We start from the raw sequence: 22,179 nt of genomic DNA on the forward strand, positions 1-22,179 counted from the left end.
GCTCAGCGCGTCAACGCCAGGGACGTCAGTTGCGCCACACCCCAGCTGAGCGGAAGGCACACCGCCAGCAGTGCTCCGGCACGCACCGTGGCGGCCGTACGCAGCACCGTTCCGGGGGTTCCGAGGTCGAGGAGGGCTGCCCGGGCGGCGGACCGGGACTGCCTGGATTCGACCGCCGATGTGAGAAGGGTCGCGGCCGCGCACAGCGCCACCAGGGTCGCGGCCGGCCAGGTCAGGGGACCCAGCGGGGGGAGCGGCCCGGTCCCGTCGCGCAGCGCCAGGGCGGTCAGCGCGGCCGCTGCGACCGCGCACAGCACCCCGAGGGGGCGGCCCAGCCGGGGCGCCTCCTCCTGCAGGGCCCGTCCGGCCAGCAGTCGCAGCGCGCCCGGTCGGGCGGCCTGTACGAGGGTTCCGCAGGTGTAGGCCAGGCCGGGCCCGGCGAGGGCGAGTCCGGCGACGATCAGCGCCCAGCCCGCCGGCATCGCGGCGCCGTCCGGGCCCGTGAAGGCCTCGACGGCGAGTCCGCACGCGGTGAGCGCGACCCCCCAGGGCACCCCGGTCAGGGGCGCCGGTCCGGCGGGCGAGGCCCGGTGGCGCAGGGCGAGGGCCGTGGCGGCCGACGCGGTCAGCGGGATCAGGGCCAGCAGGGTGAGCGCTGCCGCCACGGGCAGCGGCTGCTCGGCGTGGAGCAGCCGGGCGCCCACGCCGTCGAAGGGCAGCCCGGTCAGTTCGCCCCGCAGGTGCAGGAAAACCGCCAGGGCCAGGAGGGCGCCCAGGGTGCAGGCGACGGCGGTGGAGACCGCCGCGGCCAGGCCGAGCCGTACGGGTCCCATCCCGACGGCGTCCAGCCCCTGGCGGGGCCGGGTCGCCGGGTCGGTCCGGGCCACCGCCACGGCGAACTGCACGGTGGCGGCCAGCGGTACCAGGGCCCACAGCAGGCGGGGGAACGATCCGGCGGGCCGGTCCATGGCCCCCGCGAGGACGTACAGGAAGAGGAATCCGGTGCCGGCCGAGGCGGTGGCGACGAGCAGCCGCCGCATCTGTACGAGGGGCCGGGAGCCGCGGGCTAGGCGGAGAGCGAGCACGCGGCCTGGTCCTCCGTTGCCTGTGGGGGTGCGGCCGCGGCGGAGGCCGGGCGGCCGTCGAGCAGGGCCGTGGTCCGGTCGGCCGCGGCGGCGGTCTCCTCGTCATGGGTGGCCAGCAGCACGGTGATGCCGTGCGAGCGGGCCGCCGTGGTGAGGGTGCGCAGGAGCAGCGACCGTTCGGCGCGGTGCAGGGGGGCCGTCGGCTCGTCGGCGAAGAGCACGGCCGGCTCGGGGACGAGGGCCCTGGCCAGTGCCACCCGCTGCGACTCGGCCCGGGTCAGGGCGCCGGGGCGCTTGCGGGCGAAGGCACCGATGTCCAGGCGCTCCAGCCATTCGCAGGCGGCGTGCTTCGCGGCGCGGTTCGTGGCGCCGGCCAGCAGCAGGGGCAGGGCCACGTTCTCCCACACCTTGAGCTCGGGCAGCAGTTGCGGCTCGGGCCCGATCCAGGCGAACCGGTCGCGGCGCAGGCGCTCGCGGGCCACGGCTCCCATGGTGTGGACGGGAACGCTGTTGAACCAGACCTCGCCCTGTTCGGGGGCCAGCTGTCCGCTCAGGCAGCGCAGCAGCGTCGTCTTCCCGCTGCCGCGGGGGCCGGTCACGGCCAGGATCTCGCCCTGCCGCACTTCGACGGAGACCCCGATCAGGCCGGGGGAACCGCTGTGGGAGTAGTGCAGGGACCGCGCCCACAGGACGTCATTGTCAGGCGGGGCAGTGTCCGGTGGAGCCACCATGGCGTACACCTCCGTCCGGGGGAACGAAGCGGAGCCCTTTCAGTCACTGGCGCCGCAATGAGATGTAAAGAGATGAACCGCTTGGATGGTGACAGCACACGGCCCGGACCCTCGCGTTCTCACTCGAACGGAGGATCCGGGCCGTGTGTTCGGACCGGTCGTGCTCGGACCGGTCGTGCGCCGGGCGGTCGTCGTCGGACCGGACGGTCGTGGCGGGTCCTGTTACAGCTTGGTCCACGCCTCGGTGAGCACCGAGCGCAGGATGCCTTCGATCTCGTCGAAGGTGCCCTGGTCCGCGATCAGCGGCGGGGCCAGCTGGATGACCGGGTCCCCACGGTCGTCGGCGCGGCAGTACAGGCCGTTCTCGAAGAGCGCCTTGGAGAGGAAGCCGTAGAGCACGCGCTCCGTCTCCTCGTCCGTGAAGGACTCCTTCGTGACCTTGTCCTTGACGAGCTCGATGCCGTAGAAGAAGCCGTTGCCGCGCACGTCGCCGACGATCGGGAGGTCGTGCAGCTTCTTCAGGGTGTTGAAGAAGTTGCCCTCCTGGTCCAGCACGTGCTGGTTCAGGCCCTCCTTGTCGAAGATGTCGAGGTTGGCCAGCGCCACGGCGGAGGACACCGGGTGTCCGCCGAAGGTGTAGCCGTGCAGGAAGGTGTTGTCGCCCTTGTAGAAGGGCTCCGCGAGGCGGTCCGAGATGATGCAGGCGCCGATCGGGGAGTAGCCCGAGGTCATGCCCTTGGCGCAGGTGATCATGTCCGGCACGTAGTCGAACTTGTCACAGGCGAACATCGTGCCGAGGCGGCCGAACGCGCAGATCGTCTCGTCGGAGACGAGGAGCACGTCGTACTCGTCGCAGATCTCGCGGACGCGCTGGAAGTACCCGGGCGGCGGCGGGAAGCAGCCACCGGCGTTCTGCACCGGCTCAAGGAAGACGGCCGCGACGGTGTCGGCGCCCTCGAAGAGGATCTCCTGCTCGATCTGGTCGGCGCACCAGCGGCCGTAGGCCTCCGGGTCGTCACCGAAGATCGGGGCGCGGTAGATGTTGGTGTTCGGCACCTTGTGCGCGCCGGGGACCAGCGGCTCGAAGGGGGCCTTGAGGGCGGGCAGACCGGTGATGGACAGGGCGCCCTGCGGGGTGCCGTGATAGGCGACCGCACGCGAGATGACCTTGTACTTGGTGTGCTTGCCCTGGAGCTTGAAGTACTGCTTGGCCAGCTTCCAGGCCGTCTCGACGGCCTCGCCGCCACCGGTGGTGAAGAAGACCTTGTTCAGGTCACCGGGGGCGTAGTGGGCGAGGCGCTCGGCGAGCTCGACGGCCTTGGGGTGCGCGTACGACCAGATGGGGAAGAACGCGAGTTCCTGCGCCTGCTTGTAGGCGACCTCGGCCAGTTCCTTGCGGCCGTGACCGGCGTTGACCACGAACAGGCCCGCGAGGCCGTCCAGGTAGCGCTTGCCCTTGTCGTCCCAGATGTAGGTGCCCTCGCCCCGGACGATGGTGGGTACGGGGGAGTTCTCGTAGGACGACATGCGGGTGAAGTGCATCCACAGGTGGTCGTACGCGGTCTTGGAGAGGTCCTGGCTCACGGTTATCTGGTTCCCCACATGTAGGTCTGCTTCTTCAGCTTCAGGTAAACGAAGCTTTCGGTTGATCGCACGCCGGGGAGCGTGCGGATCTTCTTGTTGATCGTTTCGAGCAGGTGGTCGTCGTCCTCGCAGACGATCTCCACCATCAGGTCGAACGACCCCGCGGTCATCACCACGTACTCGCACTCGGCCATGTCGGTCAGCGCGTCGGCCACCGGGTCGAGGTCGCCCTCGACGTTGATGCCGACCATGGCCTGCCGTCGCAGGCCCACGGTGAGCGGGTCGGTGACGGCGACGATCTGCATGACTCCCTGGTCGAGCAGCTTCTGCACGCGCTGGCGCACGGCCGCTTCGGACAGGCCGACGGCCTTGCCGATCGATGCATAGGGACGGCGGCCGTCCTCCTGCAGTTGCTCGATGATCGCCAGGGACACAGCATCGACCGAAGGGGACGGTTGTCTGTTCCTGGAATCTGCGCTTCGACTGACCACGACCTCACTGTGCACGAGGAGTCGTCTGTTCCGCAACCCGTAGGCGATGAAATCCGTTGTGTGGGGTCGTGGATTACACGGATTTCGCAGCTCGGTGTGTCTGGCTCTGTCGAAAGCGTCGCCCGAGGGGCTAGGCTGGGGATTCGTCTCAATCATTGGACATGTGATCAGGAGAGTGGCTGTAGTGACCACCGAACTGCGTCGTCTGCGCAACTACATCGGCGGGGAGTTCAAGGACGCCGCCGACGGGCGGACCACCGAGGTGGTCAATCCCGCCACCGGCGAGGCGTACGCGACGGCCCCCCTGTCCGGCCAGGCCGATGTGGACGCGGCCATGGCCGCCGCCGCTGCCGCCTTCCCGGGCTGGCGCGACACCACCCCGTCGGAGCGGCAGAAGGCCCTGCTCAAGATCGCGGACGCCTTCGAGGCGCGCGCGGACGAGCTGGTCGCCGCCGAGTCGGAGAACACGGGCAAGCCGCTGGGCCTGACGGCCAGCGAGGAGCTGCCGCCGATGGTGGACCAGATCCGTTTCTTCGCCGGTGCCGCCCGCCTGCTCGAAGGCCGTTCGGCCGGCGAGTACATGGAGGGGATGACCTCGATCGTCCGCCGTGAGCCGGTCGGCGTCTGCGCCCAGGTCGCGCCGTGGAACTACCCGATGATGATGGCCGTGTGGAAGTTCGCCCCGGCGATCGCCGCGGGCAACACCGTGGTGCTCAAGCCGTCGGACACCACCCCGGCCTCCACCGTCCTGATGGCGGAGATCATCGACTCCGTCCTGCCCAAGGGCGTCTTCAACGTCGTCTGCGGCGACCGCGAGACCGGCAAGGCCATGGTCGAGCACTCCACCCCGGCGATGGCCTCCATCACCGGCTCGGTGCGCGCGGGCATGCAGGTCGCCGAGAGCGCCTCCAAGGACGTCAAGCGCGTCCACCTGGAGCTCGGCGGCAAGGCTCCCGTCGTGGTCTTCCCGGACGCCGACATCGCCAAGGCCGTCGAGGACATCGCGGTCGCCGGCTACTTCAACGCCGGCCAGGACTGCACCGCCGCCACCCGCGTGCTCGTGCACGAGTCGATCCACGACGAGTTCGTCGCCGCGCTCGCCAAGGCCGCCTCCGACACCAAGACCGGGCAGCCGGACGACGAGGACGTGCTCTACGGTCCGCTGAACAATCCGAACCAGCTCAAGCAGGTCGCGGGCTTCATCGAGCGCCTTCCCGCGCACGCCAAGGTCGAGGCGGGCGGCCACCGGGTCGGCGACAAGGGCTACTTCTACGCCCCGACCGTCGTCTCGGGCCTGAAGCAGGACGACGAGATCATCCAGAACGAGGTCTTCGGCCCCGTCATCACCGTCCAGTCCTTCACGGACGAGGCCCAGGCCCTGGACTACGCGAACGGTGTCGAGTTCGCCCTCGCCTCCTCCGTGTGGACCAAGGACCATGGCCGCGCGATGCGGATGTCCAAGAACCTCGACTTCGGCTGTGTGTGGATCAACACCCACATCCCGCTCGTCGCCGAGATGCCCCACGGCGGCTTCAAGAAGTCCGGCTACGGCAAGGACCTCTCCGCCTACGGCTTCGAGGACTACACCCGCATCAAGCACGTCATGACCTCGCTCGACGGCTGATCACGGCACGCCGGTCCGCAGCGGTGATCGCACTGATCACCGCAGGACTCTGAAGGGGCGGGCAGTAGACACCTTGTCTATTGCCCGCCCCTTCGGCTTGTCCGAGGCTGTGCGCATGCCTGAACTCGCCTTCTCCCGTCGCGCGGCGCTGCGCGGCCTCGGTGCCGCGGGCCTGCTGGCCGCCCTCGCCGGCTGCGGTGTTCCCGCCGCCTACGTCCCTCAGGAACGGCGCCGGGGCGAGGACCTCTCGGCCCGGGACCGGAGCGTCGCCTTCTCGAACTGGCCCCTCTACATCGACACCGATGAGGAGGACGAGGAGAGCCGCCCGACGCTGGACGCCTTCTCCGAGCGGACCGGCATCGAGGTCCGGTACACCGAGGAGATCAACGACAACGACGAGTTCTTCGGCAAGATCAGCCCGGCGTTGATGAACAGCCAGGCCACCGGGCACGACCTCGTGGTCGTCAGCGACTGGATGGCCGCCCGCTTCGTCCACCTGGGGTGGGCCCAGGAAATGGACCGCTCGACGCAGGGCAACGTCACCAAGTACCTGGACCCGCAGTTGCGTTCCCCCGCCTTCGACGAGGGCCGGCTGCACACCGTCCCCTGGCAGTCCGGGATCACGGGCATCGCGTACAACCGCAAGGCGCTGGGCCGCGAGATCAAGTCGGTCGGCGACCTCTGGAAGCCGGACCTCGCGGGCAAGGTCACGCTGTTCTCGGGGCTGGACGAGTCCTTCGCCCTGCTGATGCAGGGCAACGGCGTCGACGTCACGCGGTGGACCGAATCGGACTTCCACCGGATGTGCGACCAGGTCGAGGAACTGGTGCGCAGGAAGCACATCCGACGCTTCACCGGCAACGACTACACCTCCGACCTGAGCAAGGGGGACGTCCTGGCCTGTCAGGCGTACTCCGGCGACGCCATACAGCTCCAGGCCGACAACCCGGACATCGAGTTCGTCGTTCCCGAGGAGGGTGCGGAGCTCTGGGCGGAGAGCCTGCTCATCCCCAACCTCGCCCGGCACAAGGCGAATGCCGAGGCCCTCGTCGACCACTACTACGACCCCGAGGTGGCGGCGGAGCTGGCCGCGGCCGTCAACTACGTCTGCCCCGTGCCCGCCGCCCGCGAGGTGCTGGCCGGCTCCTCGGACAAGGAGACCGCCGAACTCGCCGAGAACCCGCTGATCTTCCCGGACGAGACCATGCGCGGACGCCTCGTCGTGGCCCGGGACATCTCCTCGGCCGAACGCCGGAGCCTCGCCAAGCGCTGGAACTCCCTCGTCGGGCTGTGACCCGAACCGCCCGGAAGGGGAGTTGAACGCGTTCATGAAATTGGCTGAACGTGTTCAATTCTGGGAGTAGGGTGACTTCCATGAGCGAGAGAAGCGCCCTTGAGCGGCGGATCCGTGCCTGGCTTGCCCTGTTCCTCGTCTGCCTCGTCCTGAGCGGACTCACCGCCTTCCCGCTGGTCACCGAACTTCGGTGGGCCAACGCCCTGGTCTCCAACGAGTGGCTCCAGCGCGTCGGGGACGGCCTCGTCCGGGCCGATGCCGAGTACCCCTTCCTCCTCTACGGCACCGACTGGCTGGCCTTCGCCCACCTGGTGATCGCGGTCTTCTTCTACGGGGTCCACCGCGACCCCGTGCGCAACATCTGGATCGTCGAGGCCGGCATGGTGGCCTGCGCCGGGATCATCCCGCTGGCCCTGATCTGCGGACCCATCCGGGGCATCCCCGTCTGGTGGTCGGTCATCGACATGTCGTTCGGCGTCTTCGGGGTGGTGCCCCTGCTGATCCTGCGCCGCATGATCAAGCGACTGGAGACCCTGACCGCCGGTGCTCCTGTCGTCGGGGCTCCTGCCGCAGGGGCCGTGTCGCCGGAGGCCCCCCGCCCCCGGGCGGGAGCGCAGCCGCAGCCCCAGCCGTGATCCGGCCCGGCCCCCGGAACGGCCACGTGGCGAAGGTCTCGTGCACGATGGGCCGGCCGGCTGGGGAGACCACGGCAAGGACCGTCACCGGGGCCCGCCGCCGCGGGATCGCGGCGGCGGGCCGGGACGCGCGCGTCAGACGCCGAGGCCGGTGCGCACGGCCGCCAGCGCGTCCAGCCGGTTGGTGGTGATCGAGTCCACGCCGGCCGCGGCGAGCGCCCGCATCGACCGCTTGGTGTCCGCGGTCCACGCGGAGACGAGCAGCCCGTCCCGGTGCAGGGCGTCCGTCAGCTCGCGGTCGACCAGCCCGAAACGGTAGTTGAGCCAGCGCGGCGCCACCGCGTCGATCAGCACCCGGCGCGGCGGTGACAGCGTCGTCCAGGTGAGCGCGATCTCGGCGCCCGGATCGGCGGCGCGCACCGCGAGCATGGTGGAGGGGCCCGCGCAGTAGTACGTGCGCTCGCCCGCCCCGCACTCGCGCACCAGGCCGACGACGGCGCGGACGGCCTCCGTCGTGGCGCCGGGCAGGTCGAGCATCAACCGACCGGCCCCGGCCGCCATCAGGGCGTCCCGCAGGGTCGGGACACGACCTTCCGTCAGTTCCTTCAGCTGCGGGGCCGTGACGTCGTCCAGCCGTACGTCGTGGCCCCACAGCCGCTGGAGGGTGTCGTCGTGCAGCAGGACCGGCACTCCGTCGCGGGTGAGTCGTACGTCGACCTCCACCGCGTCCGCCCCCAGGGCGAAGGCGGAGCGGACGGAGGCGAGGGTGTTCTCACGGAAACGGTAGGGGTCGCCGCGGTGCCCGACGGCGGTGAGGGTGCTCATGCCCCCATTCTGGCGGCAGGCGCGAGCAGTTGGGTCAGCGCGCGAGCCACGCGGCGGTGTACGTGTCGATCTCGTCGCTCAGTTTCGCCTTGCCGGCCGCGTCCAGGAACGAGGCCTCGACGGCGTTCTTCGCGAGCCGGGCCAGGCCGAGTTCGTCGAGTTCCAGGAGGCGGGCGGCCACCGCGTACTCGTTGTTGAGGTCCGACCCGAACATCGGCGGGTCGTCGCTGTTGATGGTGACGAGGACGCCCGCGGCCACCATCTCCTTCACCGGGTGCGCGTCGAGGTCGGTGACGGCGCGGGTGGCGATGTTGGAGGTCGGGCAGACCTCCAACGCGATGCGGTGCTCGGCGAGATAGGCCAGCAGCTCCGGGTCCTGGGTGGAGGTGGTGCCGTGGCCGATGCGCTCGGCGCCCAGCTCGTGGATGGCGTCCCAGACGGTCTGCGGTCCGGTGGTCTCGCCGGCGTGCGGCACGCTGTGCAGTCCGGCGGCGCGGGCGCGGTCGAAGTACGGCTTGAACTGCGGGCGCGGGACACCGATCTCGGGACCGCCGAGCCCGAAGGACACCAGGCCCTCGGGACGCAGGTCGACGGCGAGGCGGGTGGTCTCGGCGGCCGCCTCCAGTCCGGCCTCGCCGGGAATGTCGAAGCACCAGCGCAGGACGACGCCGAGCTCGGTCTCGGCCGCCCTGCGGGCGTCCTCGATGGCCTCCATGAAGGCCTTCTCGTCGATGCCGCGGCGGGTCGAGGAGTACGGCGTGATGGTCAGCTCGGCGTACCGGATGTTCTGCCGGGCCATGTCACGCGCCACCTCGTACGTCAGCAGTCGTACGTCCTCCGGGGTGCGGACCAGGTCGACGACCGACAGGTAGACGTCGATGAAGTGGGCGAAGTCCGTGAAGGTGAAGTAGTCGGCGAGCGCCTCGGGATCCGTCGGGACCTTCGAATCGGGGTGGCGGGAGGCGAGTTCGGCCACGATGCGCGGGGAGGCCGAGCCGACGTGATGGACGTGCAGTTCGGCCTTGGGCAGCCCGCCGATGAAGGGGTGCAGGTCGGGCATGGGTGCCTCCGTATGGACGCGGGTGCGGTCAGGTCGGCTTCATCGTAGGCAGCGCCGGGAGGTGTCGGGGCAGCGCCTAGCATGGCTGTACGAGAAGGGGGGCGCCTTATGACCGACCACAGCCCGGAACCGAGGGACCCGTGGGCGCCGCCGGAGCAATCGGCGGCGCACCCGGGCAGCACGCCGGCGACCCCGGGCGGGCGGCCCGCGCCGCCCGTGCCCCCGGTGCACGAGCAGGTGACGATGACCGGGATACCCGGCGCGCCCGGCCCCTCCGGGTACGCCGTGCCCGCACCGTACGAGCCGCCCCCGACCTCCGCGTACGGTCCCGGGCCGACGCCCGCCTACGGCTACCCGGCGCAGCCGGATCCGGCGGGCCCGGCGTACCCGGCCGGAGCGGGGTACGCCTACCCCGGGTACGCGGCGCCCCCGCCCGCCGGGCCCCCCGGACACGGGTACGCGGTGGCGCCCGGGTACACGTACCCGCCGCAGGGCCCGCCCGCTGCCGGCGGCATGGCGGTGACCGCCCTCGTGCTCGGCATCGCCTCGGTGGTGCTCTGCGTGACCATGGTCGGCTCGGTGGCCCTGGGCATCGCCGCGGTCGTCTTCGGCGCGCTGGGGTGGGGCAAGGCGAACCGCGGTCAGGCGGGCGGTGGCGGCATGGCCATGGCCGGGGTCATCCTCGGGTCCGTGGGCATCGTCCTCGGCATCGTCATGACCCTGATCGTCGTGTTCGACAGCACCGAGGAGGGCTCCGGCGACGGGGGCGATCCGCCCTCGGTCTCGCAGGTCCGCGAGCGCGTCTGACCGATGCGGATCCGGCGTCCGCTCCCGGCCGCCACGGTCCGGGCCGCGGGTCCGGCGTTCACCGTCCGGGCCGCCGCGGTCCGCGCCGCGCGGCCCTGTCGGGGTCGGTGGGGCCGTACGCCCGGCCCCGCGGGCGGGGTCAGTCCGGGACGGCCGACAGCAGGGTCGCCACCATGGGCGGGCCGTCCGGGGAGCTCCGGGCCAGGGGCACCCACGTGAGCCCGATCATCCGGGGGCACGCGCACTCCAGGTCGCCGTCCACCCCGAGCCGGGGCTCCCCGGGCGCCACCTCGACCCGGAAGCAGGAGGTCCACCCCGAGGGGTAGGGGGCGTCGTACGCGTACCGCACCTCCAGGGCGCGCAGGCCGGTCTCCTCGGCCACCTCCCGCCGCACGGCCGTCGCCAGGTCCTCGTCGGCCTCCACACCGCCGCCGGGCAGGGTCCAGTACTCGGCTCCGTCATGCAGGCCGGACGGTCCCCGGCCGCGTTCGCGGACCATCAGGACGCACCCGTCCCGGATGATGACGGCGGCCACCCGCTGCCGCTCCCGCCCGGTCACCCGGTGCCCTCGCGCAGTCGTTCCCGGGCTTCCATCAGGGCGAACCCCAACAGGTTCAGCCCGCGCCAGCGCGCGGGGTCCTGCGCCCGCTCGTCGTCGGCGGCGAGTCCGATGCCCCAGACGCGGTCCATCGGGCTCGCCTCGACCAGCACCCGCGTGCCGGTGCCCAGCAGGTAGGAGCGCAGGGCCGGGTCCGAGCCGAACTTGTGGACGCTGCCCTCGACGACCAGCGCGAACCGCTCCCGCGCCCATATCGCGTCGTCGAAGCCGCGCACCAACCGCCCGGCGGCCTTGGCCTGCGCCGGGCTCCCGGCGCCCAGCGCGGCCCGTTCCGCCTCCGGGTCCTCGAACAGTCGAGCCTTGCCGGCCATCATCCAGTGCTCGGCGGTGGGATACCGGACGTCACCCACAGTGAAAGCGGACGGCCACCACTGGCTCAGGCAGCTCGGCCCCAGCCGCCCGTCCGGTGTCGGTCGGTGCCCCCAGAACGGCAGGTACTTGACCTTCTCACCGCGCCTGACCTGCTCGATCAACTTGTCGACCCTCTCCATGCACGCGAGTCTGACAGTCACCACTGACACTTCGTACGGGATTTCGGGCGTGCCTCGACACATGGTCGACCGATTCCGTCGCGTAATCAAAAGGCAACAACGGAATCCCTTGGCGGAGGGGAACACCTCTGCCAGGATCGGCACTCAATTCGAGCTGTAGCTACGGAGAGCGTGAGAGCGTGATGGGTAACCGCTTCCAGGTCAAGGACCGCTTCGCAGACGGCGCGCAGTACATCGACGGGCAGCTCAGGTCCGGTACCTCGGGCCGTTCACACACCGTCGTCGATCCCGCCACCGGTGAGGACGTCCTCACCTACGAACTGGCCGGGACGGCGGACGTCGACGCGGCCGTCGCCGCCGCCAAGCGCGCCTTCCCCGCGTGGTCGGGCGCCACCCCGGGCGAGCGGTCGGACGCACTGCACCGGCTGGCCGCCGTACTGGCCGAACAGGCGGAGGACTTCGCCCACGCGGAGTCACTGCAGTGCGGGAAGCCGCTCAAGCTGTCCACGGAGTTCGACGTACCGGGGACCATCGACAACACGGCCTTCTTCGCGGGCGCCGCCCGCCACCTCCAGGGCCAGGCGGCCGCCGAGTACTCGGGCGACCACACCTCGTACGTGCGCCGCGAGGCCATCGGCGTCGTCGGTTCCATCGCTCCCTGGAACTATCCGCTCCAGATGGCCGCCTGGAAGATCCTCCCGGCCATCGCGGCGGGCAACACCATCGTCCTGAAGCCCGCCGAGCTGACCCCGCTGACCTCCCTGATGTTCGCCCAGGCGGCCAAGGAGGCGGGACTGCCCGACGGTGTCATCAACATCGTCACCGGGGCGGGCAGGGACGCGGGCGAGCACCTGGTGGGCCATCCCGACGTGGTCATGACCTCCTTCACCGGCTCCACCGCCGTCGGCAAGCGGGTCGCGGAGATCGCCACCTCCACCGTCAAGCGACTCCACCTGGAACTCGGCGGCAAGGCGCCCTTCCTCGTGTTCGACGACGCCGACCTGGAGGCCGCCGCCCACGGCGCCGTCGCCGCCTCGCTCATCAACACCGGCCAGGACTGCACCGCGGCCACCCGCGCCTACGTCCAGCGGCCCCTGCATGACGCCTTCGTCGCCCGGGTCGCGGAGCTGATGGAGACCGTTCGCCTGGGCGACCCGTTCGCGCCCGGTACCGACCTCGGCCCGCTGGTCTCGCACGCGCAGCGCGACCGGGTCGCCGCCTTCGTCGAGCGGGCCCGCGCGTACGCCACCGTCGTCACCGGCGGCGAGATCCCGGTCGGCGAACTCGCCGCCGGCGCGTACTACCGGCCGACGCTCATCAGCGGCGCCGCGCAGGACAGCGAGGTCGTCCAGTCCGAGATCTTCGGCCCGGTCCTGGTCGTCCTGCCGTTCGACACCGACGACGAGGGCCTCGACCTGGCCAACGACACCCCGTACGGCCTCGCCGCCTCCGCCTGGACCCGCGACCTGTACCGGGCGAACCGGGCCACCCGCGAGATGAAGGCGGGCTGCGTCTGGGTCAACGACCACATCCCGATCATCAGCGAGATGCCGCACGGAGGCTACAAGGCGAGCGGCTTCGGCAAGGACATGAGCTCGTACTCGTTCGAGGAGTACACGCAGGTCAAGCATGTGATGTACGACAACACCGCGGTCGCCGCGAAGGACTGGCACCGCACGATCTTCGGGGACCGATAGCCGAGTACCGCCCGACCGGCGGCCCACCCATCCCGAAAGGGCAACGCGCATGGAGCAGTTCGAGCCCGACCGTCTCTCGGCGGCGCAACTCGCCGCGATGCGACGCAGTCTGACCAGCGGGCGCGGCGCCCTCACCCGCCGCTCCCTGCTGCGCGCGTCCGGAGTCGGCGCGCTCACCCTCGGAAGCCTGTCCGCCCTCACCGCCTGCGGGATCCCGCCCGCCAAGCGGGAGGGCGACGCGGCGGCGGCCTCCGACGACCGCTCGGCGCAGGAGAAGGAGCTCAACTTCTCCAACTGGACCGAGTACATGGACACCAGCGACGACGAGAAGAGCCGTCCGACCCTGGACGAGTTCACCAAGCGCACCGGAATCAAGGTCAAGTACACCGAGGACATCAACGACAACGTCGAGTTCTTCGGCAAGGTCCGCCCGCAGCTGGCCGCGGGCCAGGACACCGGCCGCGACCTGATCGTCGTCACCGACTGGCTGGCCGCCCGCATCATCCGGCTCGGCTGGGCCCAGAAACTGGACCCGGCGAACCTGCCGCACGCCTACGCCAACCTGATCCCGCAGTTCCGCAGCCCCGACTGGGACCCGGGCCGCTCCTACAGCTACCCCTGGACCGGCATCGACACCGTCATCGCCTACAACTCCAAGGCCACCGACGGGAAGACGGTCGACTCCGTCACCCAGATGCTCGACGATCCCACGCTCAAGGGCCGCGTCGGCTTCCTCACCGAAATGCGCGACAGCGTCGGCATGACCCTCCTCGACCAGGGCAAGAACCCGGCGAACTTCACCACCGCCGACTTCGACGGAGCGATCGGCCGGCTGCAGAAGGGCGTGGACACCAAGCAGATCCGCCGCTTCACCGGCAACGACTACACGGCCGACCTCGACAAGGGCGACCTCGCCGCCTGCCTCGCCTGGGCGGGCGACGTCATCCAGCTCCAGGCCGGCAACCCGGACATCAAGTACGCCATCCCCGCGCCCGGTTACATCACCTCCAGCGACAACCTGCTGGTCCCCGCCAAGGCCCGGCACAAGGCCAACGCCGAGAAGCTCATCGACTTCTACTACGAGCCCCCGATCGCCGCCCGGCTCGCCGCCTTCATCAGCTACGTCTGTCCCGTCGAAGGCGTCAAGGAAGAGCTCGCGAAGATCGATCCCGCGCTCGCGGACAACCCGCTGATCGTCCCGGACAAGGCGATGGCCGCCAAGGCCCACGCCTTCCGCTCCCTGACGAGCGAGGAAGAGACCGCGTACGAGGAGAAGTTCGCCAAGCTCATCGGCGGCTGACGGATCCGCCTCCCGCACGGTGCACCGCCACCCGCACCCGTGCCTCCCGCCCCTTCCGACGAGACCACCGAAGGCCCAGGCCCATGACTGACAAGACCGCGAGCGGGGACGTCCGCCTCGCCGGTATCAGCAAGCACTACGGATCCTTCACCGCAGTGCACCCGCTGGACCTCACCATCCCGCAGGGCTCCTTCTTCGCCCTCCTCGGCGCCTCGGGTTGCGGGAAGACCACCACCCTGCGCATGATCGCCGGCCTGGAGGAGCCCTCCACCGGCACGGTCAGCCTCGGCGAACGCGAGGTCACGCACCTGCCGCCGTACAAGCGCCCGGTCAACACGGTCTTCCAGAGCTACGCGCTGTTCCCGCACCTCAACATCTTCGAGAACGTCGCGTTCGGGCTGCGCCGCCGGGGCGTGAAGTCCGTCAAGAAGCAGGTCGACGACATGCTGGAGCTGGTCCAGCTCGGCCAGTTCGCGCAGCGCAAGCCCCACCAGCTCTCCGGCGGCCAGCAGCAGCGCGTCGCCGTCGGCCGGGCCCTCATCAACCACCCGCAGGTGCTCCTCCTCGACGAGCCGCTCGGCGCCCTCGACCTCAAGCTGCGCCGCCAGATGCAGCTGGAGCTCAAGCGCATCCAGACCGAGGTCGGCATCACCTTCGTCCACGTCACGCACGACCAGGAGGAGGCCATGACCATGGCCGACACGGTCGCCGTGATGAACGGCGGCCGTGTCGAGCAACTGGGCGCCCCCGCCGAGCTCTACGAGAACCCCCGGACCACCTTCGTCGCCAACTTCCTCGGCACCTCCAACCTCATCGAGGCGGAAGTCCTGGAGGCGGGTTCCGGAGACGTCACCGTCGGCTCGGCCGGCACCCGGCTCAAGCTGCCCGCCGCACGATGTTCGACCACGCCCCGCGCGGGCGGAAAGCTCCTGGTCGGCGTCCGCCCGGAGAAGATCTCCCTGGTCCACGCGGACGACGAGCACACCATCGCCGCGGGCCGCAACACCATCGCCGGCCGTATCGCGGACTCCTCCTTCATCGGCGTCTCCACCCAGTACGTCATCGACAGCCCGGTCTGCCCGGAACTGGAGGTGTACGCGCAGAACATCGAACGCGACGCCCGCCTGGTCCCCGGCGCCGAGGTCGTCCTCCACTGGAACCCTGAGCACACCTTCGGCCTGGACGCCTCCCAGTCCATCGACGCCGGCGTCGAGACCGTCGAGGAGAGCGCGTGAGCGCCACCACCGCGCCGCCCCAGGCGCCCGCCCCGGCCGCACCGGAGCCGCCGGTGCACAAGCCCTCGCTGCGCAAGCGGCTGATCCCGTACTGGCTGCTGCTCCCCGGCATCCTGTGGCTGCTCGTCTTCTTCGTCCTGCCGATGGTCTACCAGGCCTCCACCTCCGTGCAGACCGGCTCCCTCGAAGAGGGCTTCCAGGTCACCTGGCACTTCAGCACGTACTGGGACGCCTTCACCGAGTACTACCCGCAGTTCCTGCGCTCCCTGCTGTACGCGGGCACCGCGACCGCGCTGTGCCTGCTGCTCGGATACCCGCTGGCCTACCTGATCGCCTTCAAGGCCGGACGCTGGCGGGGGCTCCTGCTGGTGCTCGTCATCGCCCCGTTCTTCACCAGCTTCCTGATCCGCACCCTGGCCTGGAAGACGATCCTGGCCGACGGCGGACCGGTGGTCGCCGTCCTCAACGGCATCGGCTTCCTCGACGTCACCAGCTGGCTCGGCATGACCGAGGGGGAGCGGGTCCTCGCCACCCCGCTCGCGGTCGTCTGTGGCCTGACGTACAACTTCCTGCCGTTCATGATCCTGCCGCTGTACACCTCGCTGGAGCGCATCGACACCCGCCTGCACGAGGCCGCCGGCGACCTGTACGCCCGTCCGGCCACGGTGTTCCGCAAGGTGACCTTCCCGCTGTCGATGCCCGGCGTCGTCTCGGGGACCCTGCTGACCTTCATCCCGGCGAGCGGCGACTACGTGAACGCCGAACTGCTCGGCTCCACGGACACCCGGATGATCGGCAACGTCATCCAGTCGCAGTACCTGCGGATCCTCGACTACCCCACGGCGGCCGCGCTGTCCTTCATCCTCATGGCCATCGTGCTGATCATGGTGACCATCTACATCCGCCGAGCGGGAACGGAGGACCTGGTCTGATGAACAAGCCCCTGGCCTGGCTGCGCCGTCATCTCGTCGTCATCGCGGGACTGTGCACGCTCTCCTACCTGATCCTGCCGAACCTCGTCGTCACGCTGTTCTCCTTCAACAACCCGACCGGCCGGTTCAACTACTCCTGGCAGGAGTTCTCCCTCGACGCCTGGAAGGACCCCTGCGGAGTCGCCGACCTGTGCGGCTCCCTGGCCCTGTCCCTCCAGATCGCCCTGTGGGCCACCATCGGCGCGACCGTCCTCGGCACCGCCATAGCCTTCGCGCTCGTGCGCTACCGGTTCCGGGCGCGCGGCGCGGTCAACTCGCTGATCTTCCTGCCGATGGCCATGCCGGAGATCGTGATGGCCGCCTCGCTGCTCGCGCTCTTCCTCAACATGGGCATCCGCCTGGGCTTCTGGACCATCCTGATCGCCCACGTCATGTTCTGCCTGAGCTTCGTCGTCGCCGCCGTCAAGGCACGCGTGCTGTCCATGGACCCGCGCCTGGAGGAAGCCGCACGCGACCTCTACGCGGGCCCGGTGCAGACGTTCCTGCGGGTCACGCTGCCCATCGCGGCGCCCGGCATCGCGGCGGGAGCGCTGCTCTCCTTCGCGCTCTCGTTCGACGACTTCATCATCACCAACTTCAACTCGGGCAACACCGTCACCTTCCCCATGTTCGTGTGGGGATCGGCCCAGCGCGGCACGCCCGTGCAGATCAACGTCATCGGCACGGCGATGTTCGTCATCGCGGTGCTGGTGGTCCTCGCCGGCCAGATGGTCGGCAACCGCCGCAAGAAGGCGCAACCGAAGTAGACCCCTGTAGGGAGTTGGAAGACATGGCCCCAGTCGCCATGCGTAGTGTCGCGAACTCACTTTCCGAGGCGAAGCCGGTCTCGTACTGGCTCGACGACCCCGGCAAGCCCGCACCACAGCCCGCCCTCACCTCCGACGAGCGCTGCGACCTGCTCGTCATCGGCGGCGGCTACAGCGGTCTGTGGACCGCGCTGCTCGCCAAGGAGCGCGACCCGGCCCGGGACGTCGTCCTGATCGAGAGCAAGGAGGCGGGCTGGGCCGCCTCCGGGCGCAACGGAGGCTTCTGCGCCGCCTCCCTCACGCACGGCTTCGCCAACGGGCTGGCCCGCTGGCCCAAGGACCTCGCCAAGCTGGAGGAGATGGGCGCCCGCAACCTCGACGCCATCGAGGAGGCGGTCGCCCGCTACGCCATCGACTGCGACTTCGAGCGCACCGGCGAGATCGACGTGGCGACCGAACCGCACCAGGTCGAGGAACTGCGCGAGCTCCACGAGGAGGCCCGCCGGCTCGGTCTCGGAGACGGCTCCGAATGGCTGGAAGGCGACGCCCTGCGGGCCGAGGTCGACTCGCCGACCTTCCTCGCCGGACTGTGGGACCGCGACGGCGTCGCCATGCTCAACCCGGCGAAGCTGGCCTGGGGCCTCAAGCGGGCCTGCCTGGACCTGGGCGTACGGATCTACGAGAACACCCGCGGCCTGAGGATGTCCCCCGCCGGGGCCGGGATGACCGTGGAGACCCCGTACGGGGTGATCCTCGCGCGTCGGGTCGCGCTCGGCACCAACATCTTCCCGTCGCTGGTCAAGCGGATCCGGCCGTTCACGGTCCCGGTGTACGACTACGCGCTGATGACCGAGCCCCTGACCCAGGAGCAGCTGGCCGCCATCGGCTGGCGGAACCGGCAGGGGCTGGGCGACAGCGCGAACCAGTTCCACTACTTCCGCATCACCCGGGACCACCGGATCCTGTGGGGCGGCTACGACGCGATCTACCCCTACCGGGGCAGGCTCGACTCCGAGTACGACCACCGCCCGGAGACCTACCTCAAGCTCGCGGAGCACTTCTTCACCGCCTTCCCGCAGCTGGAAGGGGTCAAATTCAGCCACGCCTGGGGCGGTGCCATCGACACCTGCTCCCGGTTCTCCGCCTTCTTCGGCACCGCGCACTCGGGGAAGGTCGCCTACGCGGCCGGGTACACCGGTCTGGGCGTGGGAGCCACGCGCTTCGGCGCGGACGTGATGCTCGACCTGCTGGACGGCGTCCCCACCGAACGGACCCGGCTGGAGATGGTGCGCTCCAAGCCGATGCCGTTCCCGCCCGAGCCCTTCGCCTGGACCGGGATCACCCTCACGAAGTGGTCGTTGGCCCGCGCGGACGCCAGGGGCGGGCACCGGAACCTCTGGCTCAGGACCCTGGACAGGCTGGGCCTCGGGTTCGACAGCTGATCGACGGGCGCGCCGATCCGCGGCCGGCCGAATCCCCGTCCGGCCCGTCCGCCGGGCGGGCCCGTCCGGTCGATCAACGGATGAGCCCACCGCCGCACGCCGGGCGCGCGAGCGATCACCGTGTGACCCGCTTCACCACCACGGAATGACGCGACCCGCGTCATAGCCGGGCCCGGCCCCGCTCTCTCCCGGTGAGAACCCTCACCGCACGAGACGAACGGAGGCCGGGCGATGACGCTCGCGGGCACCAAGACGGCAGTGGACTGGCTGGTATCGGTGGCGCCGGATCCCGATGCCTGCCGCCGGGAATGGGAGCGCCACCCCTTGGCGGTCACCCTCCTCCCGGCCGGTCGGAGCTGGGACGTGCTCATCCTCCCGGGGGAGCTGGGGCAGGCCGCCCTCGACGTGATGCACCGACTGCCCGGCGGACCGGGCCCGGTGCTGGCCGACTTCGGGGACTCCCGGGTCGGCTTCTTCGTGCCCCCGGGGACGGCCTCGCGCTGGATCGGCACCGGCGTACGGGGAGCCGGACGCGGCACCTGGATCGTGGTCCCGTACCCCGGCCGGGCGACGGGCGGGGTCCGCTGGCTGGTGGTTCCGGACGGCAGCGGAACCCTCACCGACCCGGCCGTCCTGGAACTCGCCATGCACGAGGCGGCGGCGACCGCGGCGGCCGCCGCCGCGGACGCTCCACGGGACCCGGGGGGCCGGAAGCCTTGACAAGCGCATTGGTCTGGACCATCTTGGGCGCCGCTGACCCCCTCCATCCCCCCATGCCCCGGAGGCAGTTGTGCGCAGAGCCTGGTCCATCCTTACGGCCGCCGCCCTGGCGGCGGCCGGCTTCCTCGCCGCGGGCCCGCCGGCCGCGGCGGCGGACGCCGACCTCGTACGCAACGGCGGCTTCGAGGCGGGCCTCGACGGCTGGAGCTGCTCCGGCGGCAGCGGAGCCACCGTCACCAGCCCTGTCCACAGCGGCGGTTCGGCGCTCAGGGCGACCCCGGCCGGCCAGGACAACGCCCGCTGCTCCCAGACCGTCACCGTCAAGCCCGACTCGACGTACACGCTCGCCGCCTGGGTCCAGGGCGCCTACGTCTACCTCGGGGCGACCGGCACGGGCACCACCGACACCGCGGTCTGGACCCAGAGCGCGGGCGCGTGGAAGCAGCTCACCACCGGCTTCCGCACCGGCCCGTCGACCACCTCGGTGACCGTGTACACCCACGGTTGGTACGGGCAGCCCGCCCACCACACCGACGGCGTCACCCTGATCGGCCCGGACCCCGGCGGCCCGGGCCAACCCCAGCCGCCGGCCGCCCCCACCGGCCTGACCGCGACCGCCACCTCCGGCGGATCGGTGGCCCTCACCTGGTCCTCGGTCCCGGGAGCCGCCTCCTACCGGATCCACCGCGCGGGCGCCGAGCCGCAGACCGCCTCCGGCACGTCGGGCACGGTCACCGGACTCGCCCCCGCCACCACGCACACCTTCCAGGTCAGCGCCGTCAACGCGGCGGGCGAATCCCCGCGCAGCGCCCCCGCCTCCGCCACCACGCCCCCCGGCGGCGGCGGCCCGGGCGGCCCCGGCCTGCCCGCGCACGCCCTCGTCGGCTACCTCCACGCGAGCTTCGCCAACGGCTCCGGCTACGTGCGCATGGCCGACGTCCCCGCCTCATGGGACGTCATCAACCTCGCCTTCGGTGAACCGACGTCCGTGACCTCGGGCGACATCCGCTTCCAACTGTGCCCCGTCGCCGAGTGCCCGAACGTCGAGTCCCCGGCCGAGTTCAAGGCCGCCATCAAGGCCAAGCAGGCCGCGGGCAAGAAGGTCCTGATCTCGATCGGCGGCCAGAACGGCCAGGTCCAGCTCTCCACCACCGCCGCCCGCGACGCCTTCGTCACGTCCGTCGGCAGGATCATCGACGAGTACGGACTCGACGGACTCGACATCGACTTCGAGGGCCACTCCCTCTCCCTCGCCACCGGCGACACCGACTTCCGCGCCCCCACCACCCCCGTGATCGTCAACCTGATCGCTGCCGTGAAGACCCTCAAGGCCAAGTACGGTCCGGACTTCGTCCTGACCATGGCCCCCGAGACGTTCTTCGTCCAGCTCGGCTACCAGTTCTACGGATCCGGCCCCTGGGGCGGCCAGGACCCGCGCGCCGGCGCCTACCTCCCCGTCGTCCACGCGCTGCGCGACGACCTGACCCTGCTCCACGTCCAGGACTACAACTCCGGGCCGATCATGGGCCTCGACGACCAGTACCACTCCATGGGCGGCGCGGACTTCCACATCGCCATGAACGACATGCTGCTCACCGGATTCCCCGTCGCCGGCAACACCGCCCGTGTCTTCCCGCCCCTGCGGCCCGACCAGGTCGCCATCGGCCTGCCGGCGACCACGAACGCCGGCAACGGCCACACCTCCCCGGCCGAGGTGAACAAGGCGCTGGACTGCCTCACGAAGAAGCAGAACTGCGGCGGCTACCAGACGCACGGCACCTGGCCGGCCCTGCGGGGCCTGATGACCTGGTCCATCAACTGGGACCGCTTCGGCGGCTGGGAGTTCAGCCGGAACTTCGACTCCTACTTCGGCGGCTGACCCGGGCCGTCCACGCCCCGCGTGCGTCCATCGGCGGCCACCGCCCGGTGGACGCACGCGAGGAGCGGGGCGCACAGGAGGAGGCTGGCCAGGACGTCCAGGGGCCAGTGGAAGCCCCGCAGGATCAGCCCCGTCGCGGTCAGGCCGGTCAGCGCGGCCGCGAGGGCCAAGGGCCTGCGGCGGCGCGCGTACGGGGCGACGAGCAGGGCCGCGCCCGCGTAGGCCGTCAGGGCGGTGGCGGTGTGGCCCGAGGGGAAGTAGCCGGCGGCCCAGGGCTCCAGCGGGCCCGGCCGGGCGGTCCACTCCTTGAGGGGGATGACGAGCGCCGGCACCAGGGCCATCGCCACGGCCGCCGCGAGCGGCCCGCGGCGGTCCCCGCGGTACAGGGCGTACGCGATGGCCACGAGCAGGACGGGCACGGCGACGGGCACGTTGCCGAGGTCCGCGAGGGCCTCGGTGACCACGTCGGGGACCGTGCGGACGAGCGCGCGGCTCAGCGCCAGATCAGGGGCCAGCAGCGGCCCGGTCACCAGGACCTGCCAGGTGATCAGCGCGAGGAGGAGGGGGCACAGGGCCACGAGGAGGAGAGTGGCCGGCCGTCCCGGAACAGGGGGGATGGTTCCGGGACGGCCGCCCGGATCGGGTTGCCGCGAGCCCCGGGGGGTTTGGGGCGGACGGCCGTCCGATCGGTGAGGAGTGTGCGCGAACGCATACCCAGTACGGCGCTGGGGAAGCCCGGTACTGGTGTCGTCCTCGGTTTCCCGCGAACGGTCTGTCTCACTCATCTGCAGAAACCGTACGCCAACGGAAGGGGGGCCGACAGCGGGAACGCGCTCCCGCCATCGGCCCCGCACAGCTTCTTCACAGTGCCCGACCGTTACCGCCGGTAGGGTCGGAATGTTGCGACCGGACGTTCTAGTCG

General features: G+C 70.8%; 21 protein-coding genes. 12 read left to right on the forward strand and 9 right to left on the reverse strand.

Annotated features, from left to right (window positions below):
* Positions 1–2: 2 nt before the first annotated feature.
* The 4 genes from ACZ58N_RS28395 to ACZ58N_RS28410 form a co-directional block, all read right to left on the reverse strand.
* On the reverse strand, positions 3–1,085 hold the full coding sequence (locus ACZ58N_RS28395; RefSeq protein ID WP_471165357.1) for a hypothetical protein: 1,083 nt from the start codon (positions 1,083–1,085) through the stop codon (positions 3–5).
* On the reverse strand, positions 1,067–1,816 hold the full coding sequence (locus tag ACZ58N_RS28400; protein WP_471165360.1) for an ABC transporter ATP-binding protein: 750 nt from the start codon (positions 1,814–1,816) through the stop codon (positions 1,067–1,069). Before ACZ58N_RS28400 ends, ACZ58N_RS28395 begins: the two co-directional genes overlap by 19 nt.
* 222 nt (positions 1,817–2,038) lie before the next feature.
* Positions 2,039–3,418 carry an aspartate aminotransferase family protein gene (locus ACZ58N_RS28405; RefSeq protein ID WP_030227477.1) on the reverse strand — a complete coding sequence of 460 codons (1,380 nt, stop codon included), beginning with the start codon at positions 3,416–3,418 and terminating at the stop codon, positions 2,039–2,041.
* Positions 3,403–3,906, reverse strand: coding sequence for an Lrp/AsnC family transcriptional regulator (locus ACZ58N_RS28410; RefSeq protein ID WP_281207348.1), 504 nt, complete (start codon positions 3,904–3,906; stop codon positions 3,403–3,405). Before ACZ58N_RS28410 ends, ACZ58N_RS28405 begins: the two co-directional genes overlap by 16 nt.
* A gap of 169 nt (positions 3,907–4,075) precedes the next feature.
* On the opposite strand from ACZ58N_RS28410, the gene ACZ58N_RS28415 reads away from it, so the two are divergent.
* The 3 genes from ACZ58N_RS28415 (at position 4,076) to ACZ58N_RS28425 (ending at position 7,444) form a co-directional block, all read left to right on the forward strand.
* Complete coding sequence (locus ACZ58N_RS28415; protein ID WP_471165501.1) at positions 4,076–5,515, forward strand: gamma-aminobutyraldehyde dehydrogenase; 1,440 nt, start codon at positions 4,076–4,078, stop codon at positions 5,513–5,515.
* Between the two features lie 115 nt (positions 5,516–5,630).
* Positions 5,631–6,809 carry a polyamine ABC transporter substrate-binding protein gene (locus tag ACZ58N_RS28420; protein WP_471165364.1) on the forward strand — a complete coding sequence of 393 codons (1,179 nt, stop codon included), beginning with the start codon at positions 5,631–5,633 and terminating at the stop codon, positions 6,807–6,809.
* An 80-nt stretch (positions 6,810–6,889) separates the two neighbouring features.
* Positions 6,890–7,444, forward strand: a complete 555-nt coding sequence (locus tag ACZ58N_RS28425; protein ID WP_471165366.1) for a hypothetical protein — start codon at positions 6,890–6,892, stop codon at positions 7,442–7,444.
* 135 nt (positions 7,445–7,579) lie between these two features.
* Here the strand turns inward: ACZ58N_RS28425 and ACZ58N_RS28430 are convergent, their stop codons facing one another.
* Positions 7,580–8,269, reverse strand: coding sequence for a glycerophosphodiester phosphodiesterase (locus tag ACZ58N_RS28430; RefSeq protein WP_471165368.1), 690 nt, complete (start codon positions 8,267–8,269; stop codon positions 7,580–7,582).
* 34 nt (positions 8,270–8,303) lie between these two features.
* Positions 8,304–9,329, reverse strand: coding sequence for an adenosine deaminase (locus tag ACZ58N_RS28435; protein WP_471165371.1), 1,026 nt, complete (start codon positions 9,327–9,329; stop codon positions 8,304–8,306).
* 108 nt (positions 9,330–9,437) lie between these two features.
* Here ACZ58N_RS28435 and ACZ58N_RS28440 point away from each other — a divergent pair, with 108 nt between their 5' ends.
* A complete protein-coding gene (locus tag ACZ58N_RS28440; protein WP_471165372.1) occupies positions 9,438–10,136 on the forward strand; it encodes a DUF4190 domain-containing protein in 699 nt (232 codons plus the stop codon).
* A 139-nt stretch (positions 10,137–10,275) separates the two neighbouring features.
* Here the strand turns inward: ACZ58N_RS28440 and ACZ58N_RS28445 are convergent, their stop codons facing one another.
* On the reverse strand, positions 10,276–10,671 hold the full coding sequence (locus tag ACZ58N_RS28445) for an NUDIX hydrolase (protein ID WP_471165374.1): 396 nt from the start codon (positions 10,669–10,671) through the stop codon (positions 10,276–10,278).
* Positions 10,672–10,691: 20 nt separating this feature from the next.
* Positions 10,692–11,246, reverse strand: coding sequence for an NADAR family protein (locus ACZ58N_RS28450; protein ID WP_471165377.1), 555 nt, complete (start codon positions 11,244–11,246; stop codon positions 10,692–10,694).
* Between the two features lie 182 nt (positions 11,247–11,428).
* Between ACZ58N_RS28450 and ACZ58N_RS28455 the strand changes: the two genes are divergently transcribed.
* The 8 genes from ACZ58N_RS28455 (at position 11,429) to ACZ58N_RS28490 (ending at position 21,257) form a co-directional block, all read left to right on the forward strand.
* Positions 11,429–12,943 (forward strand): gamma-aminobutyraldehyde dehydrogenase, encoded by a 1,515-nt coding sequence (locus ACZ58N_RS28455; RefSeq protein WP_471165504.1) that lies wholly within the window; start codon positions 11,429–11,431, stop codon positions 12,941–12,943.
* A gap of 49 nt (positions 12,944–12,992) precedes the next feature.
* Entirely contained in the window at positions 12,993–14,243 is a 1,251-nt protein-coding gene (locus ACZ58N_RS28460; RefSeq protein WP_471165379.1) for a polyamine ABC transporter substrate-binding protein, read from the forward strand.
* An 83-nt stretch (positions 14,244–14,326) separates the two neighbouring features.
* Complete coding sequence (locus tag ACZ58N_RS28465) at positions 14,327–15,478, forward strand: ABC transporter ATP-binding protein (protein WP_471165382.1); 1,152 nt, start codon at positions 14,327–14,329, stop codon at positions 15,476–15,478.
* Positions 15,475–16,410 (forward strand): ABC transporter permease, encoded by a 936-nt coding sequence (locus tag ACZ58N_RS28470; protein ID WP_471165384.1) that lies wholly within the window; start codon positions 15,475–15,477, stop codon positions 16,408–16,410. The genes ACZ58N_RS28465 and ACZ58N_RS28470 overlap by 4 nt, the downstream gene beginning before the upstream one ends.
* Positions 16,410–17,216, forward strand: a complete 807-nt coding sequence (locus tag ACZ58N_RS28475) for an ABC transporter permease (RefSeq protein ID WP_281207335.1) — start codon at positions 16,410–16,412, stop codon at positions 17,214–17,216. Before ACZ58N_RS28470 ends, ACZ58N_RS28475 begins: the two co-directional genes overlap by 1 nt.
* 23 nt (positions 17,217–17,239) lie before the next feature.
* Positions 17,240–18,658 carry an NAD(P)/FAD-dependent oxidoreductase gene (locus ACZ58N_RS28480; RefSeq protein WP_471165388.1) on the forward strand — a complete coding sequence of 473 codons (1,419 nt, stop codon included), beginning with the start codon at positions 17,240–17,242 and terminating at the stop codon, positions 18,656–18,658.
* A gap of 231 nt (positions 18,659–18,889) precedes the next feature.
* Positions 18,890–19,378 (forward strand): hypothetical protein, encoded by a 489-nt coding sequence (locus ACZ58N_RS28485; RefSeq protein ID WP_471165391.1) that lies wholly within the window; start codon positions 18,890–18,892, stop codon positions 19,376–19,378.
* A gap of 88 nt (positions 19,379–19,466) precedes the next feature.
* Positions 19,467–21,257 carry a chitinase gene (locus ACZ58N_RS28490; protein ID WP_471165507.1) on the forward strand — a complete coding sequence of 597 codons (1,791 nt, stop codon included), beginning with the start codon at positions 19,467–19,469 and terminating at the stop codon, positions 21,255–21,257.
* Here the strand turns inward: ACZ58N_RS28490 and ACZ58N_RS28495 are convergent.
* Positions 21,242–21,835: a phosphatase PAP2 family protein gene (locus tag ACZ58N_RS28495; RefSeq protein WP_471165394.1), complete on the reverse strand. Its 594-nt coding sequence runs from the start codon at positions 21,833–21,835 to the stop codon at positions 21,242–21,244. The genes ACZ58N_RS28490 and ACZ58N_RS28495 overlap by 16 nt on opposite strands.
* Between the last annotated feature and the right edge of the window lie 344 nt (positions 21,836–22,179).

The organism is Streptomyces sp. NPDC040432 (genome assembly GCF_055595445.1).